At 64.4% G+C, this 17,272-nt stretch carries 10 protein-coding genes, 1 other RNA gene and 5 pseudogenes; 6 read left to right on the forward strand and 10 right to left on the reverse strand.

The annotated features are described in order from the left end of the window. Positions 1-9 precede the first annotated feature (9 nt). The 7 genes and pseudogenes from ACVWYI_RS07080 to tkt all read right to left on the reverse strand — a co-directional run bounded on the left by ACVWYI_RS07080 (position 10) and on the right by tkt (position 8,709). A pseudogene (locus ACVWYI_RS07080) lies at positions 10-1,075 on the reverse strand (tetratricopeptide repeat protein). An 8-nt stretch (positions 1,076-1,083) separates the two neighbouring features. Next, positions 1,084-1,788 (reverse strand): thiamine phosphate synthase, encoded by a 705-nt coding sequence (locus tag ACVWYI_RS07085; protein WP_456661587.1) that lies wholly within the window; start codon positions 1,786-1,788, stop codon positions 1,084-1,086. A 3-nt stretch (positions 1,789-1,791) separates the two neighbouring features. Then, complete coding sequence (locus tag ACVWYI_RS07090) at positions 1,792-2,817, reverse strand: class I fructose-bisphosphate aldolase (RefSeq protein WP_456661588.1); 1,026 nt, start codon at positions 2,815-2,817, stop codon at positions 1,792-1,794. 256 nt (positions 2,818-3,073) lie between these two features. After that, positions 3,074-4,142, reverse strand: a pseudogene (gene fba / locus ACVWYI_RS07095) (class II fructose-bisphosphate aldolase). 63 nt (positions 4,143-4,205) lie between these two features. Beyond that, positions 4,206-5,402: a phosphoglycerate kinase gene (locus tag ACVWYI_RS07100; RefSeq protein ID WP_456661589.1), complete on the reverse strand. Its 1,197-nt coding sequence runs from the start codon at positions 5,400-5,402 to the stop codon at positions 4,206-4,208. 141 nt (positions 5,403-5,543) lie between these two features. Beyond that, a pseudogene (gap, locus tag ACVWYI_RS07105) lies at positions 5,544-6,552 on the reverse strand (type I glyceraldehyde-3-phosphate dehydrogenase). A gap of 171 nt (positions 6,553-6,723) precedes the next feature. Then, on the reverse strand, positions 6,724-8,709 hold the full coding sequence (gene tkt, locus ACVWYI_RS07110) for a transketolase (protein WP_456661590.1): 1,986 nt from the start codon (positions 8,707-8,709) through the stop codon (positions 6,724-6,726). 310 nt (positions 8,710-9,019) lie between these two features. Between tkt and ACVWYI_RS07115 the strand changes: the two genes are divergently transcribed. The 6 genes and pseudogenes from ACVWYI_RS07115 to ACVWYI_RS07140 all read left to right on the forward strand — a co-directional run bounded on the left by ACVWYI_RS07115 (position 9,020) and on the right by ACVWYI_RS07140 (position 13,123). Then, a complete protein-coding gene (locus tag ACVWYI_RS07115; protein WP_456664490.1) occupies positions 9,020-9,340 on the forward strand; it encodes a DUF4164 domain-containing protein in 321 nt (106 codons plus the stop codon). Beyond that, positions 9,337-9,720: a cell division protein ZapA gene (locus ACVWYI_RS07120; protein ID WP_247341779.1), complete on the forward strand. Its 384-nt coding sequence runs from the start codon at positions 9,337-9,339 to the stop codon at positions 9,718-9,720. Before ACVWYI_RS07115 ends, ACVWYI_RS07120 begins: the two co-directional genes overlap by 4 nt. Before the next feature lie 101 nt (positions 9,721-9,821). Beyond that, a non-coding RNA gene (gene ssrS, locus ACVWYI_RS07125) (6S RNA) lies at positions 9,822-9,982 on the forward strand. 198 nt (positions 9,983-10,180) lie between these two features. Then, on the forward strand, positions 10,181-10,777 hold the full coding sequence (locus ACVWYI_RS07130) for a 5-formyltetrahydrofolate cyclo-ligase (RefSeq protein ID WP_456661591.1): 597 nt from the start codon (positions 10,181-10,183) through the stop codon (positions 10,775-10,777). Further along, a pseudogene (locus tag ACVWYI_RS07135) lies at positions 10,755-11,581 on the forward strand (TIGR00282 family metallophosphoesterase). Before ACVWYI_RS07130 ends, ACVWYI_RS07135 begins: the two are co-directional and overlap by 23 nt. Before the next feature lie 261 nt (positions 11,582-11,842). Continuing rightward, on the forward strand, positions 11,843-13,123 hold the full coding sequence (locus ACVWYI_RS07140) for a hypothetical protein (RefSeq protein ID WP_456661592.1): 1,281 nt from the start codon (positions 11,843-11,845) through the stop codon (positions 13,121-13,123). Between the two features lie 98 nt (positions 13,124-13,221). Here ACVWYI_RS07140 and ACVWYI_RS07145 read toward each other — a convergent pair. From ACVWYI_RS07145 to ACVWYI_RS07155, 3 genes and pseudogenes are all read right to left on the reverse strand, one after another. Further along, positions 13,222-14,567: pseudogene (locus ACVWYI_RS07145) on the reverse strand (c-type cytochrome). Next, positions 14,564-16,741: a molybdopterin cofactor-binding domain-containing protein gene (locus tag ACVWYI_RS07150; protein WP_456661593.1), complete on the reverse strand. Its 2,178-nt coding sequence runs from the start codon at positions 16,739-16,741 to the stop codon at positions 14,564-14,566. The pseudogene ACVWYI_RS07145 and the gene ACVWYI_RS07150 overlap by 4 nt, the downstream one beginning before the upstream one ends. 8 nt (positions 16,742-16,749) lie before the next feature. Further along, entirely contained in the window at positions 16,750-17,214 is a 465-nt protein-coding gene (locus tag ACVWYI_RS07155; RefSeq protein WP_456661594.1) for a (2Fe-2S)-binding protein, read from the reverse strand. Positions 17,215-17,272: the final 58 nt, after the last annotated feature.

Raw genomic sequence — 17,272 nt, forward strand, 5'->3', positions numbered from 1 at the left:
TGCGTCAAGTCATTTGGTCCCGAGCCATTTCCTGGCGGCGGCCTCGACCTTGGCGCGCTCCTCGGCCGGCAAATCGGACAATTGCTTGTCCAGCTCCGGATCGCCTTTGCCGCCGGTCTTGGCCACAAGATGCCATTTAAAGCCTTCGACCTTGTCCACGGATGTACCCATGCCGTTGATCAGGACCCAGGCCAGCCGATTCTGAGCGATCGCGCTGCCCTGGCGGGAGGCCTTGCGCAGCAGGGCCACGGCCGCCGGCTGGTTCTTCGGCGTACCGGTGCCGTTGAACAACGCGATGGCGTATTCGACCTCGGCATCGACATTGTCCGTCAGCGTGGCGGCCTGGAGCAGACGCACCGCTCTTTCGGCGTCCTTGGGCACGCCGGTGCCTTCCTTGTAGAAGGTCGCGAGCGCGTATTGCGCCTCGGGCAGGCCGGCATCGGCGGCCTGGCGCAACAGCTCGGCGGAGCGCTTGACGTCCTGCGGCAGGGTCTGGCCGTCGAGATAGAGCAGCGCGAGGTTATAGGCCGCCTTGGGCTCGCCGAGCTTGGCGGCGGAGGCCATCAGCTTGACCGCCTCACCCTTATCGACCGCGCCGCCGCGGCCGGAAATCCTGAGCATGGCGAGCGCGAACATCGCCTCACGGTCGCCGGCATCGGCGGCGCGCTTGTACCATTGCAGCGCCTTGGCGTAGTCGCGCCGGATGCCCATGGCGTTGGAATAGAGTTCACCCAGCATGGTCATCGCCTTGGCATCGCCGGTCGCGGCTCGGGCGGTGGCGAGATCGAGGGCGGTCTTGTACTGGCCGCGCTGATAGGCGCCGAACACCAGATCGACGTTGGAATTGTCGGTCGGAGGCGCCCGGGATCACGGTTGCTGCCGGGGCCGGCTTGGGGGACGCCGAAGGTTTGGGGGCCGGCGCGGCCTCCTTTTTCTTGGCGACCGGGGGCGGCTTGGGCTTCTGTTTCTCGGCGGGCGGGCTCGGCGTCGCCGCAGGCGGCGTGATCTGGAGCTGCGCGGCCGCAGGCATCGTGAGCAGCAACGTGGCCAGGATGGTGATGCGTGGGAGCTTCATGTCGGGCGCTAGCCGTGCTCTTGACCCGCAGGCTTCCGGCCCGCAGGATCTTGGCCGGCAAGCGCTGTCGCATAGGCCTTCCTGATCGCAGCGTCGATCTCGATCAGCGCGGCCTTGGGTCCGCGCGGATCGGCCCAGATGAACTCGCCGACCAGCACGAAATCGGCGCCGCTGGCGGCGAATTCGTGGGCCTCTTCCAGCGACATGGCAAAGCCGACGCAGGGCGGCTCGAACAACTCGGCCCACCAATCCAGCCGCTCGGCAATCGCCTGGGACGACGGCCGCTGGCCTTTCTCGTCGGGCTCGCCGAACAGCACGTAGTCGGCGCCCAGCTCGCCCGCGCTCATGGAATCGTGGCGCGTCTCAAGCCCGCCGACGCCGGCGATACGATCGGGCTTGAGCGAGGGTGCGGCCTCTTCCAGCGCAGCGAGGCTCGCAAGATGCGCGCCGTCGGCGCCACCGCGCGCGACCAGTTCGGCATGGCCTTCAATGAGCAGCGCGGCGCCCGCTTTCTGAACCGGCGGCGCCAGAGCCTTGATCCGCGAGATCATGGTGCGTTGGTCGGTCTCCTTCAGCCGCAGCAGCACGGCCGCGACGTCGGCGGAAGCAAGCAGGCCGGGCAGCTCGGCCAGAAGCGAAGCGTGATCATCGACGACAGGCGTCGCGAGATAAAGGCGCGGCGCAGGGCGCGGCGGAGGAGATTTGTTCGACAAGATCTAGGCTGCCTTCTGTTCCAGGCTGCTTTGCCATTCGCCTCTGGAGGCGAGCCCATTCATACGCGCGCGGTGACTGAATGCGTTTTGTCCGGCTGCGACGTTCTCGGCCTTGCCCGACCAGGCCTTCTGCGGTGCAGCCTGGAGCGCGCGGCCGTAGGAGAAGGTCAGGCCCCAGGGCAGCGGACCGAGCTTGTGCATGGCGTTGAGATGCGCGGTCGCCTCTTCATCCGACTGGCCGCCGGAGAGGAAGGCGATGCCGGGCACCGCCGCGGGCACGCAGGCCCTGAGCAGCCGTATCGTTTTCTCCGCGACCTCCTCGACGGAAGCCTGCTTCGCGGACTTCTTGCCGGAGACTGCCATGTTCGGCTTCAGCACCATGCCCTCGAGCGCGACCCGCTGCACGCGCAATTCCTGGAAGGTCTTGTTGAGCACGCGGTTCGTCACCTCATAGCAGCGATCGATGTCGTGATCGCCGTCCATCAGCACTTCCGGCTCGACGATCGGTACGATCTGCGCAGCCTGGCACAGCGCCGCATAGCGCGCCAGCCCATGGGCGTTGACGCTGATCGCGGTCATCGAGGGAATACCGCTGCCGATGTCGATCACCGCGCGCCATTTGGCGAAGCGCGCGCCGCGCTCGTAATATTTCTTCAGCCGCTCGGCGAGCTTGTCGAGCCCGACGGTGACGAACTCGCCCGGGCACATCGGCAGGGCTTGGGTGCCTTCGTCGACCTTGATGCCGGGAATGGCGCCGCTGCTCTCGATCAGCTTGACCAGGGGCGTGCCGTCCTTCGCGTCCTGCCAGATCGTCTCGTCATAAAGGATGACGCCGGAGATGTACCGGCTCATGGCTTCCTTCGAGCGGAACAGCATCTCACGATAGTCGCGGCGGTTCTCTTCGGTCGATTCCACGCCGATCGCGTCGAAACGCTTCTTGATGGTGCCGGAGGATTCGTCGGCGGCAAGGATGCCCTTGCCGGGTGCGACCATGGCGGTCGCGATCCTGTTGAGCTCAGTCAGATTCATCGAGAGGTCCTCCCAAAACGATTCTGCCCTTGCCTGTGAAAATAGACCGTTCTCGGGCAAATGCCGAGTTAACGTTCGTCGCAGGGGAAGGGGGGTAGGAGGGGGCGTCTCTTACCTCGCCCCGCTTGCGGGGAGAGGATGGGGTGAGGGGGAGTCTCCGCGAGTCCGTCTGTCACCGTCCACATGGAAGCAGCCCCTCACCCCATCCTCTCCCCGCAAAGGGCGGGGCGAGGGAGGGATAGAGCATGCGCCTTGCTTAGGCCACCTTCGGGGCGAGCTCGCCCTTGGCGTAGCGCTTGGCCATTTCGGCCGTCGTAAGCACCTTCTTGATCTTGGCGGCCTGGCCTGCGGTATTGAATTCCTGGAGCCGCTGCTTGCACAGCCTGGTCATGGCCTCCATCGCGGGCTTCAGGTACTTGCGCGGGTCGAACTCTTCCGGATTGTCCTTGAGCACTTTCCGGATCTGGCCGGTCATCGCCATGCGGTTGTCGGTGTCGATGTTGATCTTGCGAACGCCGTTCTTGATGCCGCGCTGGATCTCGGCGACCGGAACGCCCCAGGTCGGCTTCATCTTGCCGCCATAGGCGTTGATGATGTCCTGGAGGTCCTGCGGCACCGACGAGGAGCCGTGCATGACGAGATGGGTGTTCGGCAGCTTGCGGTGGATCTCCTCGATCACGTTCATGGCGAGGATGTCGCCGTCGGGCTTGCGGGTGAATTTGTAGGCGCCGTGAGAAGTCCCCATCGCGATCGCGAGCGCGTCGACCTGGGTCTCCTGGACGAACTTCACGGCTTCGTCCGGATTGGTCAGGAGCTGGTCGTGGCTTAGCTTGCCCTCGGCGCCGTGGCCGTCTTCCTTGTCGCCCATGCCGGTCTCGAGCGAGCCGAGCACGCCGAGCTCGCCCTCGACCGAGATGCCGCCGAGATGGGCCATGTCGGTCACGATCCTGGTGACGCCGACATTGTAGCCCCAGTCGCCGGGGGTCTTGCCGTCAGCCTTGAGCGAGCCGTCCATCATGACCGAGGTGAAGCCGGCCTGGATCGCGGGTCATGCAGGTTGCGGCTTCATTGCCGTGGTCGAGATGCACGCAGACCGGGATGTGCGGATAGATCTCGGTCACCGCGTCCATCATGTGCTTGAGCATGATGTCGTTGGCGTAGGACCGCGCGCCGCGCGAGGCCTGGATGATGACGGGCGCGTCGACCTGATTGGCCGCGTCCATGATCGCCAGCGCCTGCTCCATATTGTTGATGTTGAAGGCCGGTACGCCGTAATCGTTCTCTGCCGCATGGTCGAGCAATTGACGCAACGTGATCCGAGCCATGTGTCTTCTTCTCCCGTTTGGGCCTGCAAGGCCACTTGAAGGCCGCTAATTATTCGCGACTGATTATTTGGTGCGCAGAACTTCGACGCCGGGCAGGGGCTTGCCTTCCATCCATTCAAGAAATGCGCCACCGGCGGTCGAGACATAGGTGAACTGACCGGCCACATGGGCCTGGTTGAGGGCCGCGACGGTGTCGCCACCGCCCGCGATCGAGATCAGCTTCTTGGCCTTGGTGCGCTCCGCGGCATGCTTGGCGGCTGCCATCGTGCCGCGATCGAAGGGTTGCATCTCGAAGGCACCGAGCGGTCCGTTCCAGACCAGCGTCGCCGCGTCGTCGATAGCGGCATGGACGCGTGCGATCGACTGCGGACCGACGTCGAGGATCATGCCGTCGGCCGGGATCGCGTCGAGGCCATAGGCATGCGACGGCGCGTTGGCGGCGAAATGATAGGCGACGACCGCGTCCACCGGCAGGATGATCGCGCAGTTGGCGGCTTCCGCCTTCTCCATGATGCGCAGCGCAGTCGCGGCGAGATCCTTCTCGGCCAGCGACTTGCCGATCCCGACGCCCTGGGCGTGCATGAAGGTGTTGGCCATGCCGCCGCCGATCACGAGCGCGTCGACCTTGGTCACGAGGTTTTCGAGCAGGTCGATCTTGGTCGAGACCTTGGCACCGCCGATGATCGCGATGACGGGCTTGGCCGGTGAGCCCAGCGCCTTCTCCAGCGCAATCAGTTCGGCCTGCATGGTGCGGCCGGCATAGCCCGGCAGCTTGTGGCCGAGGCCTTCGGTCGAGGCATGGGCGCGGTGCGCGGCCGAGAACGCGTCATTGACCCAGATGTCGCCGAGCTTGGCCAGCTCCGCGACGAAGGCGGGATCGTTCTTTTCCTCTTCCTTGTGGAAGCGGGTGTTTTCCAGGCAGAGGATGTCGCCGTCCTTCAAGCCGGCAACGGCCGTGGCCGCGGGCTCGCCGATGCAGTCGTCGGCGAAGGCGACGGGCTTCTTCACGACCTTGGTGAGCGCCTCGGCGACGGGCTTGAGCGAGTCCTTGGCATCGCGCCCTTTGGGCCGGCCGAAATGCGCGAGCAGGATGACCTTGCCGCCCTTGTCGGAGATTTCGGTGATGGTCGGCGCGACGCGCTCGAGCCGGGTCGCATCAGTGACGCGCCCGTTGTCCATGGGCACGTTGAGATCGACGCGCAGCAGCACGCGTTTGCCCTTCACGTCGACGTCGTCGAGGGTGCGGAATTTGTTGGTCATCTCTGGGCTCTCTTGTCCCGGGCGCACTGCGGCGCGAAGTGCCGCTGTGCAGAACCGGGACCTACGCGGGGAACATGGGTCCCGGCTCTGCGGAGCAGCGCACGCGCGCTGCACCGCGTCCGGGACATGGGACCTACGTTCTTAGATCACCTTCGCCATCGCAACGGCGGTGTCCGCCATGCGGTTCGAGAAACCCCATTCGTTGTCGTACCAGGACATCACGCGTACCAGCGTGCCGTTCTGCACCTTGGTCTGGTCCTCGTGGAAGGTCGAGGAGTGCGGGTCGTGGTTGAAATCGATCGAGACGTTTGGCGCCGTGGTGTAGCCGAGAATGCCCTTGAGCTGCTGCTCGGAGGCGCGCTTCATCGCCGCGTTGATTTCCTTCGGATCGGTGGCGCGCTTGGCGACGATCTTGAGGTCGATGACCGAGACGTTCGGGGTCGGCACGCGGATCGCGACGCCCGTCGAGCTTGCCCTTCAACTCCGGCAGCACGAGACCGATCGCCTTGGCGGCGCCGGTCGAGGTCGGGATCATCGACATCGCAGCCGCGCGGCCGCGGTAGAGATCCTTGTGCATGGTGTCGAGCGTCGGCTGGTCGCCGGTGTAGGCGTGGATCGTGGTCATGAAGCCGGTCTCGATGCCGACGAGGTCGTTCAGCACCTTGACGACCGGAGCGAGGCAGTTGGTCGTGCAAGAGCCGTTGGAGACGACCAGATGATCCCTGGTCAGCGTGTCGTGGTTGACGCCGTAGACGATGGTGGCATCAGCGCCGTCGGCGGGCGCGGAGACCAGCACGCGCTTGGCGCCGGCGGTCAGATGCGCAGAGGCCTTGTCCTTCGAGGCGAAGATGCCGGTGCACTCCATCGCGATGTCGATGCCGAGGTCCTTCCAGGGCAGCTTCGAGGGATCGCGCTCCGCGGTCACCTTGATCTTGTTGCCGCCGAGGCTGATCGTGTCGCCTTCGACGGTCACCGCGCCGGGGAAGCGGCCATGGACGCTGTCGAAGCGAAGCAGATGGGCGTTGGTCTCGACCGGGCCGAGGTCGTTGATGCCGACGACCTCGATGTCCTTGCGGCCGGACTCAGCGATGGCCCGCAGGATGTTGCGGCCGATGCGGCCAAAACCGTTAATTCCGACGCGGACCACCATGTTTCGTCTCCTTATGACCGTTCAATGACGGGTGTTCGATAACGCCGATCTTCCCGCACAACGCGCTTAGCGCGCCTGCGAGGGTTTTTTTAGGGCGGACGCCCGGTTCATCCGGGCGGTGCTTGATCATATGAGAGCTTAGGTAACCCCTTTTTTTGGCAAGCTCAACTCTCACGAAACGCGCTTCAGCACGGCGTTCACCGCAGCCTCGGCGGTAATGCCGAAATGCTTGTAAAGCTCCTTCGCCGGACCGCTTTCGCCGAAGGAATGCATGCCGATGAATTCGCCATCATGGCCGATCACGGCATCCCAGCCCCAGCGTACCGCCGCCTCGATCGCGACCTTCACCGGCGCGTTGCCGATGATGGCGGCACGCTTGGCCTCTGGTTGCGCTAACAACAGCTCGAGCGAGGGCACCGAGACCACCCGCGACGGGATGCCGCGTTCGGCGAGCTGCTTCTGGGCCGCGACCGCGATCTCGACCTCGGAGCCGGAGGCGAACAGCGTTGCCTTGGCTTCGCCCTGGGCGGCCACCAGCTCGTAGGCACCCTGAGCGCAAGGGCTGTCGTTCGGCGCGGTGGTGCGGAGCTGCGGCACGTTCTGCCGTGTCAGCGCCAGCACGGTCGGGCCGTCGAGGCGGTTCAGCGCGAGCTCCCAGCATTCGGCGACCTCGACGGAATCACAGGGGCGGAACACACGCATGTTCGGGATGGCGCGGAGCGCTGCGAGATGCTCGACCGGCTGATGGGTCGGGCCGTCTTCGCCGAGGCCGATGGAGTCGTGCGTCATCACGTAGACGACGCCGGCGCCCATCAACGCGGCAAGGCGCATCGCAGGGCGCGCATAGTCGGTGAACACCAGGAAGGTCGCGCCATTCGGCGCGAAACCGCCGTGCAGGAAGATGCCGTTCATGGCCGCGCACATGCCGTGCTCGCGGATGCCGTAATGGATGAAGCGGCCCTTCGGCGTCTTGGCGGAGAAGGCGGTCGCCGACTTCGCCTTGTTGTTGTTGGAGCCCGTGAGGTCGGCCGAGCCTGCCAAAAATTCCATCGGCATGGCGCCGGCAATGACTTCGATCACCGCTTCCGAGGATTTGCGGGTCGCCGCTGTCATCGGCTTTTCCAGCAGCTCCTTCTTGTAGGCGCGCACTGCCTTCACGAGCGAGGCCGGACGCTCATGGCGCAGGCGGCGCTCGAACTCGGCGCGCTTGCGGCTGCCGAGTTCACCGAGACGGCCTTCCCATTCCTGGCGAGCTGCAGCGCCGCGGCTGCCGGCCGCGCGCCACGCCTTCAGCACGTCGTCGGGCACGGCGAACGGCTCGAGCGAGATGCCGAGATTTTCCTTGGCGGCCTTGAGCTCGTCGGCGCCGAGCGCTTCGCCATGGGCCTTCGCCGTACCGGCCTTATGCGGTGCGCCGAAGCCAATGGTGGTGCGGCAGGCGATCAGCGTCGGCTTGCTCGACTTCTGCGCCCGCGTGATCGCGGCCGATATCGCGGCCTGGTCGTGGCCGTCGATCTTCTCGGCGGCCCAGCCCGCCGACTTGAAACGCTTCACCTGGTCCACGGAATCGGAAATCGAGGTCGGGCCGTCGATCGAGATGCCGTTGTCGTCGTAGAGAACGATCATCTTGCTGAGCTTCCAGTGCCCGGCCATCGCGATCGCTTCCTGCGACACGCCTTCCATCAGGTCGCCGTCCGAGGCGAGCACGTAAGTGTGGTGGTCGACGATCTTCTTGCCGAACTCGGCGGCGAGCATTTTTTCGGCGAGCGCCATACCGACGGCGGTGGAGATGCCCTGGCCCAGCGGGCCTGTGGTGGTCTCGATGCCCTTGGTGCGGAAATTTTCGGGATGTCCGGGGGTCAGCGAGTCGACCTGGCGGAATTGCTTGATCTGGTCCAGCGTCATGTCGGAATTGCCGGTCAGGTACAGCAGCGAATACAGCAGCATCGAGCCGTGGCCGGCCGAGAGCACGAAGCGGTCGCGGTCGGGCCAGGCGGGCGCTGCCGCATCGAATTTCAGGAACTGCGTGAACAGCACCGTGGCCATGTCGGCCGCGCCCATCGGCAAACCGGGATGGCCGGATTTCGCCTTCTCGACGGCGTCCATTGCGAGGCCGCGGATCGCGTTGGCCATGCGGGTGTGATCGACTTGCGTCATGTCTGAAATCCGTCTGAAATGAGGCGCTTGGCGGCGGTGCGGACCGCATGGGAGGAGCCTGGCGGCCACTGAAGGTCGGGGGCTGAAATAGCATCTCGGTTCCGGGAGTCCAAGGCAATCAAACGTCGGTTTGGCCGTAAAAGTTGCTTAGCGGTGCATAGTTTCGCGGCGGCGTTGCGCTTCCCTGGCTTGCCACGTAAATTTCTGCTTCTAACCGCTTGCCGAACCGAGTCTTTTGCCGGGCGGCAAGCCCCAGGAAAAGCCCAAGGAAAAGCCCAAGGGCAAGGCCACAGGTTCCGCCGCTGACTGCATGAACGATCGCGTTTCCAACAGCTCTGCCATGACCGAGTCCTCTGCCGCCGAGATCGAGATCGCGACCCGCAGACTCATGGCGGCGCTCGACTCGCTCGAAAGCGCGGTGGAGCGGCGGCGCGATGCCGACCGCGACGAGAACGAGCTCGCGGCGCGGATCCAGGCGCTGGGCGCGGACCGCTCGCGGCTTGCCGACGAGCTCGACGGCGCGCTGGTGAAGGCGCGCAAGCTCGAACGCTCCAGCCGCGAGATCTCCGATCGGCTGGATTCCGCGATCGTCACGATACGCTCGGTGCTCGATACCGGAGAGGACGGATGAGCCACATCAACGTCACCATCAACGGCCGGCAATACCGCATGGCCTGCGAGGAGGGCCAGGAGGTGCGGCTGCTCAAGCTCGCCGAAAGCCTGGAGACGCGGATCCAGTCCCTGCGCGGAAAGTTCGGCGAGATCGGCGATGCCAGGCTCACGGTGATGGCGGCGCTGACCGTCTGCGACGAGCTGGTCGACGCCGGCAACCGCATCCGTACCATGGAGCAGGAGCTGACCGAGCTGCGGGATTTCCGCAACGCAGCCGTCGAGCGCGCCCGGTTGACCCAGACGGCGGTCGTGACCGCACTGAACTCTGCGGCCGAGCGCATCGAGAAATCGACCCAGGTCCTGAACCGGACCGTCGGCAACGGGATCGCCATCGGGTAGAGGCCCGCGAAGCCGCTGCGCACCCTCTCCCGCAAGCGGGAGAAGTGGAGCAACTGCAAGCGGGGCTGGCGATTCGTCAGCATCGTTGTTACATTGCCCGAGCGAGGCTGCGACGCGCGTCAGGAGCCATAATCCCCGGGGCCCTTATCGATCCTTTAGGGAACTGTCCCTGGCCGGGCCCGTGGGCTCGGACATATGGTGCCCACCTACTTTCGTAGGGAACTCCGGGATCGAGTGCTTCAACGGCGTTCGCGGCTTCGTACTGTTTCTTTCTGGTTGTGCCTGTCGAATTGCGTCCCCGACACGCTTGCGGTTCAATTTCGATGTCATGCCCGCGTAGGCGGGCATCCAGTACTCCGCGGCGTCGAGGTTCTTGCACTGGCGTCTCTGGAATACTCGATCGTCCGCCTTCGCGGACGATGACGGCAGAGCAAGGCTCCGCCTCGGGGAAAGCGCGCGCATGTCGAATTCGAAAGCCGAACTCCGTGCCAAGGCCCTCGCGGCGCGCGATGCGCTGAGCGAAAAGAAGCGCACCGCCGCCGCCGCCAAGCTCGCCAAGCGCGGGCTGCCGTTCCAGCTCCTGCCTGGCAGCATCGTGTCCGGCTATTCGCCGATTCGCAGCGAGATCGATCCGATGCCGCTGATGAAGAAGCTGGCCGAGGAGGGCGCCAGGCTCGCGCTGCCCTGTGTCACCGCGCGCGGCCAGTCGCTGATCTTCCGCATCTTCCATCCGAACGATCGCCTCATGCTCGGCCCGCTCGGCATTCCCGAGCCGTCGCCTGGGGCCGCTGAAGTCATTCCGGATATCATGCTGACGCCGCTCGCTGCCTTCGATCGTCTCGGCCATCGCATCGGCTATGGCGCCGGGCACTACGACCACACCTTCGCGCATCTGCGAAAAGCCAAGAACATCGTCGCTGTCGGGCTCGCTTTTGCAGCGCAGGAGATCAAGGCGATTCCGGCACTATCCCACGACGTGGCGCTGGATTATGTGCTAACGGAATCGGACGTATTCGATTTCCGGAGTTCTGAAGTTGCGCATTCTATTCGTGGGTGATGTCGTCGGCCGTTCCGGGCGCAACGCCATCGCCGAATATCTGCCCGGCATGGTCAAGGACTGGTCGCTCGATTTCGTCGTCGTCAACGGCGAGAATTCCGCCGGCGGCTTCGGCATCACGGAAGCGATCTATCAGGAATTTCTCGACGCCGGCGCCGACGCAGTGACGCTCGGCAATCACTCCTGGGACCAGCGCGAAGCGCTGGTGTTCATCGAGCGCGCGGAGCGTTTGGTGCGGCCGGCGAACTATCCGCGCGGCACGCCCGGCCGCGGCGCAGCGCTGGTCGAGACCAAGAACGGCAAGCACGCGCTCGTCGTCAACGCGCTCGGCCGCGTCTTCATGACCCCGTTCGACGATCCCTTCGCAGCCCTGGAGCGCGAGCTCGGCGCCTGCCCTCTCGGCGTTGCCGCGGACGCCATCGTCGTCGATTTCCATTGCGAGGCGACCAGCGAGAAGCAGGGCATCGGCTTCTTCTGTGACGGCCGCGCCAGCCTCGTCGTCGGCACGCACACCCATGTGCCGACCGCTGACCACCAGATCCTGTCAGGCGGCACTGCCTACATGACCGATGCCGGCATGACCGGCGGGACTACGACTCCATCATCGGCATGCAGAAGGAGGAGCCGTTGCGGAGGTTCACCTCCGGGATCCCGTCAGGCCGCTTCGAGCCGGCAGCGGGCGCTGCGACGCTGAGCGGCGTTGCCGTGGAGACGGATGACGCGACGGGCCTCGCGCTGCGGATTGCACCGGTGCGCGCGGGCGGAAGGCTGGAGCCGACGACGCCGAAATTCTGGCTGAGCTGAGTTTTCGCACGGCGCAGACGGTGCACCCACGCCCCTTGTGGGAGAGGGTAGCTCGCCGCGCAGCGGCGAGACGGGTGAGGGGTCCCCTCCGCACGCGAGTCTCTCACATTGGAATTCGCGGAGACAACCCCTCATCCGGCGCTTCGCGCCACTTCGTGACAGCAAGGTGGCAAAAAATCGCAAGAACCTTTTGGAGGCATTCGATCGGATGGCCCTCATTGATCCGCGTAAGGTCCGAATTTCCAGTTTATTCAAGCAATAATGAGAATCGATTCCAAACTCATCGCTGGACTGCCGATTAAGACGGCCCGCGGCTTGATGCGTGAGCTGCACGAACCCTATCGCGTCAACGTGGAGGCCGTACTCGACTTCCTTAACGACGAGCATTGGCGCAGCACGGTGGATGCCGCTTGCAAGAACGACCTTAGAATCCCGAGAATCCTTCGCCAGCAGTCCGATGCTGATGATCGTAAGCAGTATTGCAAGATTTGGGGCTTCAAGTTCAAGCCGATCAAGATGGCTGAGGCTCAGCACGTCTTCGCACAGCTACTATCGGAAGGGTACTTTGAGCCACATCAACCAGAAAGCGACTGGGACAAGGCTCAATATGAGACTAGCCAGAAGGGTAGGCAGCTTGCGGCAATGAATCTGACGAAGCGCTTTGACCGTGCAAAAGCCGACAAGGAAGTCGCCGCCCTGATCAGGCGCGCCAACGAGATTAACAGACGAGATGAACTGGTCTTCTTCGTAAGTAAGATTAGCGCGTTCGGCTCGTACGTCACTGACAGTGATGATCTTGGCGATATAGATCTCGTCGTCGAGACCGTGCCGCGTCGAGATAATCACACAGGCGAGTCGCACTATCGTGCCAATAACAGCGGTAAGGTGTTGGATTGGTCGTCGAGCCTATACTATGGTCAACGCGAGGTTCTTCAGGTGCTGCGGGCACGCAAGTCTCGTTTGTCTTTCGTATATGCATCGACGGTTGAGCGACTAAATACTAAGACTCGAGTTCTGTTCGAATGGCACCCCGGCGCAGAGCGTCGCGCCGAGATGGAGGCCTTCGATTGGCGACTGCACGAACCGTTGCGCCAAGTAAGCGAATGGTTAGGATCGAATCCTGGGATCAATGCCGATCCTGTCGAGATTGCACGTTGGTGTCAGGACTTTGCTGTCATGTTGTCGAAACCTCGGTCGCACCCGCTGTTTCGCGACTGGGGCGAGAATACCGCACACGATCTTTTGTCTTACTGGGGCGTGACAGCTTCCGAGGCTGCCGCCGAGAAGGCGCACAGAATGGAGTGGGAGGAGTACCGCGAACGCGTCAGCTGCTACATTACTGAATATTACGAAAGATCGGTCAACACCCAGATCGAATCGGAGATCTATGCGGATTTTGTGAGAGGCTCCGGCGAAATGGATGCCGCGATCCTGATCGCCAAGCGCGCACGATGGAATTTGATCAAGGTCAGAAGCGGATGGATCTCGCCGCTGCAACAGCGCATCGGCGAAATCGAGGGGGACGAAACAAACGATGCGTAGGTCTCTCACATTGAAATTCGCGGAGACAACCCCTCATCCGGCGCTTCGCGCCACCTTCTACCACAAGGGGGGAAGTGCTGCAGTCCTCGCCGCGATACCTACTCCGCCGTCTGCTCCCTCAACTCCGCCACATCCTTCGCCGTCAGCTTCGAGCCCTTCGTGCCGAACCGTGCCGTAACGTAATTCGCCACCGCCGCGATCTCGTCGTCGCTATACGCGTTGCCGAACGCGGGCATCGACAGCGCCCCGTCCGGGGTGTGGCGCTTGGTGCCTGACAGCACGATCTGCGCGACGTTGGTGGCGGCGGGATCGTTGACGGCCCAGGTGCCGGTCAGCGTTGCCATCGGCGAGACCGGGCTCTCGCCGCTCCAGCCGTGGCAACTGGCGCAGGCGCTGGCGAACATTTGCTTGCCGCGCGCGTCCGCCGTGACACCGTCCTTGTGCGAGGCGGGCGCGACGGGCGCCGTGGTTGCGGGCAGGTCGGGCGAGGGCACCGGCGGCACGCTACGCAAGTAAGCAACAACGGCGTGGATGTCTTCGGGGGCGAACTGGCTAAAGCTGTGGTCGACCGCTTCACCCATCGGCCCCGACGCCGAGCCGTGACCCGGCGCATGGCCTACGGAAAGATAGGAGATCAAATCCTCATCACGCCAATTGCCGAGGCCGGTGGCCTTGTCCGAGGAGATGTTGAAGGCGCGCCAACCGGCCGTGATCGCGCCTGCAAACTTCTTGCGGTTGTCCAGCGCGCGAAGCCGAGATTGCGCGGGGTGTGGCACTCACCGCAATGCGCGAGCGCCTCCGCGAGATACGCACCCCTGTTCCACTCCGGGCTCTTGGAGGTGTCGGGCGCAAAGCGCGTGTCCGGATTGAACACGGCTGACCAGAAGATCATGGCCCAGCGCTGGTTGAACGGGAACGAAAGCGTGTTCTCCTGCGGCTTCGCGCGCACCGCCGGCAGGCTGAACAGATACGCCTTCACCGCCAGCACGTCCTCGTCGGTCATGGTGGTGTAGGACGTGTACGGCATCGCCGGATAGAGCCGGGCGCCGTCATGGCGCTTGCCGCGCTGGACCGCGTTGAGAAAATCCTGGTCGCTGTAATTGCCGATGCCGGTGTCCTTGTCCGGCGTGATGTTGGTGGAATAGAGGGTGCCGAACGGCAGCTTGAAGCCGAGCCCGCCGGAATAGTCCTTCTCGCCGGGCTTGGAGTGGCAGACCATGCAGTCGGCCGCCTTCGCGAGATATTCGCCGCGCTCGACCAGGCTGGCCTTCTCCAGCCTCGCCGGCACGCCGGTCGGCTTGCCGGCACGGTAGTCCGCCAGCGCCACCTTGGGGCCGCCGGCGAAGTCGAGCGGGCCGGGCCCGCGGATGATCCAGACGCCGAGCGCCACCACGACAATGGAGATCACGACCAGGCTCGTGAGGATACGCATCTTGCCGCTCATGCCTTTTTCCCCGCAGCCAGCAGTTTCCGGTCGATCGGCAGGCGCCGCAGCGCGATGCCGGTTGCCGCATAAATGGCGTTGCGCAGCGCCGGCGGGCCGGCATTGACGCCGGCCTCACCGATGCCCCCGGGCGCCTCGCCGCTCTTGACCACGATGACCTCGATCTTCGGTGTCTCGTTGATGCGCATCATGCGGTAGTCGTGGAAGTTCGACTGCTGCACGCGGCCTTGGTCGATGGTGATCTCGCCATAAAGCGCGGCGGTAAGGCCGAACACCAGGCCGCCCTCGATCTGCGCTTTCACCGTGTCGGGATTGACCGCGATGCCGGTGTCGACCACCGAAATGATGCGGCGTAGCGTGATTTCGCCGATATCGTCGATCTCCGCTTCCACCACGGTCGCAATGAAGCTTGCGAACGACGGCTGCACGCAAACGCCGCGGCCGACGCGTGGTGGCAGTGGTTGCCCCCAGCCCGATTTTTCAGCGACGTGGTTGAGTACCGCAAGCATGCGCGGGTTCTTGGTCAGCATGGACCTTCGGAATTCAATCGGATCCTTGCCGGCCTTGCGCGCGAGCTCGTCCATCGCGCATTCGACCGCGAACACGTTGTTGTTCGGGCCGACGCCGCGCCAGAAACCAGTCGGCACCGACAGCGGTTCGGCGCGGACATATTCAACATGGAAGTTGGCGAAGTCGTACGGCGTATCGATCGCCGCGTCGATGGCGTCTATGTCGACCCCCTTCTGGAACGCCGGCGGAAACCAGCGTGCCATTACCGAGGAGCCCGCGACCTTGTACTTCCAGGCCGCGACCTTGCCGTCGACCAGCGACGCGGTGATCTGGTCGCGATAGACCGGGCGGTAGACGTCGTGCTGGATGTCCTCCTCGCGGGTCCACACCACCTTCACGGGATAGTCGACCTGCTTGGCGATCTTGACCGCCGCGATCACCATGTCCGGCTCGAGCTTGCGGCCGAAGCCGCCGCCGAGCAGATGATTGTTGACGATCACCTTGTCGATGGGAAGGCCCGCGGCCTTCGCCGCTTCGGACTGCACGCGCGTCATGATCTGCGTGCCGGTCCATATCTCGCAAGAGTCTGGCTTGACGTGGACGGTAGCGTTGATCGGCTCCATCGAGGCGTGCGCCAGGAACGGCAACTCGTAGGCCGCCTCGAACTTGTCGCCGCTCGCGAGCGCTTTGACGATATCGCCGTCGGACTTCGCGACCGCACCGTCCTTCTCGCTGGCCTTGCGCAGATCCTCCCAGATGTCCTTGGTGGTGATTTTGGCGTTCGGGCCCTCGTTCCACTCGATCTGGAGCGCTTCGAGGCCCTTCTTCGCCGCCCACATATGATCGCCGATCACGGCGACCATGTCGTCGAGCACGACGACCTTGCGCACGCCGGGGAGTTTGACCGCGGCGCTGTCGTCGACCTTGCCGACCTTGCCGCCGAACACGGGGCAGGCAGCGACGGTTGCGAACTTCATGCCGGGCAGGATCGCGTCAATGCCGTAGACGGCCTTGCCGTTGACCTTGTCAGGCGTGTCGAGCCGCTTCAGGGGCTGGCCGATGATAACGAAGTCCTTGGGGTCCTTGACCGCGACATCCTTCGGCGGCGTCTGGCCCTGCGCGGCGAGCGCCACCGCGCCATAGCCGAGCTTGCGGCCGCTCGCGGCATGCGCGACCTCGCCCTTCGCGGCCGAGCAGCTTGCGGGCTCGACACCCCATTGGCTGGCTGCGGCCTGCACCAGCATCGCGCGCGCGGTGGCGCCGGCCTTGCGCAGCGGCGTCCACCAGGCACGGATCGAGTTGGAGTTGCCGGTCGCCTGCAGGCCGAAAGCCGGATTGCCGTAGAGCTTGTCGTTCGGCGGCGCGTGCTGGACCTCGACCTTGCTCCAGTCGGCGTCGAGCTCTTCGGCGAGCACCGCCGAGATCGAGGTGTAGGTGCCCTGGCCCATCTCGACCTGCGGCATGATCAGGATCGTGCGGCCGGTCTCGTCGATGCGGATGAAGGCGTTCGGTGCGAACTTGCCGTCGGTCGTGTCAACCGGCTGCACCGGCTCGTTGACGGCGGCGCGCAGCGGCAGATGGAAGGCGAGCAGGAAACCGGTGGCGAGACCGCCAGTTAGCAGCGAGCGGCGGGAAACGGCGGGAAGTGTCTTGTCTATCATCATGGCGGACCTCACGACTGCCGGCCGGAGGCGGCCTGCTTGATGGCCTCGCGGATGCGCACATAGGTGCCGCAGCGACAGATATTGCCGGCCATCGCGGCGTCGATGTCGGAGTCGTCGGGGTTTGGCGTTGCCGCCAGCAGCGCCGCGGCCGCCATGATCTGGCCGGACTGGCAGTAACCGCACTGGATCACTTCGGCATCGAGCCAGGCCTTCTGCACCTTTGCGCCCGCTGGCGTGCTTCCGACATGCTCGATCGTGGTGATGGCGCGGTTCGCGACCGCGCTGACCGACAATACGCAGGAGCGCACTGCCTTGCCGTCGACGTGCACGGTGCAGGCGCCGCACTGCGCGATGCCGCAGCCGAACTTGGTGCCGGTCATTCCGAGGACGTCGCGCAGTACCCACAGCAGCGGCATTTCAGGTGGCGCGTCGAACGATTTCGTTTCGCCGTTGATGGTGAGAACAGTTGCCATATGCATCCCCTTGCTCGCTCGATCGCTTACGGCGATCTAGTCAGCGAATTTGCGCGCG

The sequence above is a fragment of the Bradyrhizobium sp. LB13.1 genome, assembly GCF_054056815.1.

Excerpts from the sequence above, each read along its gene's own strand:
- ACVWYI_RS07155 (WP_456661594.1), bottom strand. The coding sequence starts at position 17,214 with ATGGCAACTGTTCTCACCATCAACGGCGAAACGAAATCGTTCGACGCG.
- tkt (WP_456661590.1), bottom strand. The coding sequence starts at position 8,709 with ATGACGCAAGTCGATCACACCCGCATGGCCAACGCGATCCGCGGCCTC.
- ACVWYI_RS07100 (WP_456661589.1), bottom strand. The coding sequence starts at position 5,402 with ATGACCAACAAATTCCGCACCCTCGACGACGTCGACGTGAAGGGCAAA.
- ACVWYI_RS07150 (WP_456661593.1), bottom strand. The coding sequence starts at position 16,741 with ATGATGATAGACAAGACACTTCCCGCCGTTTCCCGCCGCTCGCTGCTA.
- ACVWYI_RS07130 (WP_456661591.1), top strand. The coding sequence starts at position 10,181 with ATGTCGAATTCGAAAGCCGAACTCCGTGCCAAGGCCCTCGCGGCGCGC.
- ACVWYI_RS07090 (WP_456661588.1), bottom strand. The coding sequence starts at position 2,817 with ATGAATCTGACTGAGCTCAACAGGATCGCGACCGCCATGGTCGCACCC.
- ACVWYI_RS07140 (WP_456661592.1), top strand. The coding sequence starts at position 11,843 with ATGAGAATCGATTCCAAACTCATCGCTGGACTGCCGATTAAGACGGCC.
- ACVWYI_RS07115 (WP_456664490.1), top strand. The coding sequence starts at position 9,020 with ATGAACGATCGCGTTTCCAACAGCTCTGCCATGACCGAGTCCTCTGCC.
- ACVWYI_RS07120 (WP_247341779.1), top strand. The coding sequence starts at position 9,337 with ATGAGCCACATCAACGTCACCATCAACGGCCGGCAATACCGCATGGCC.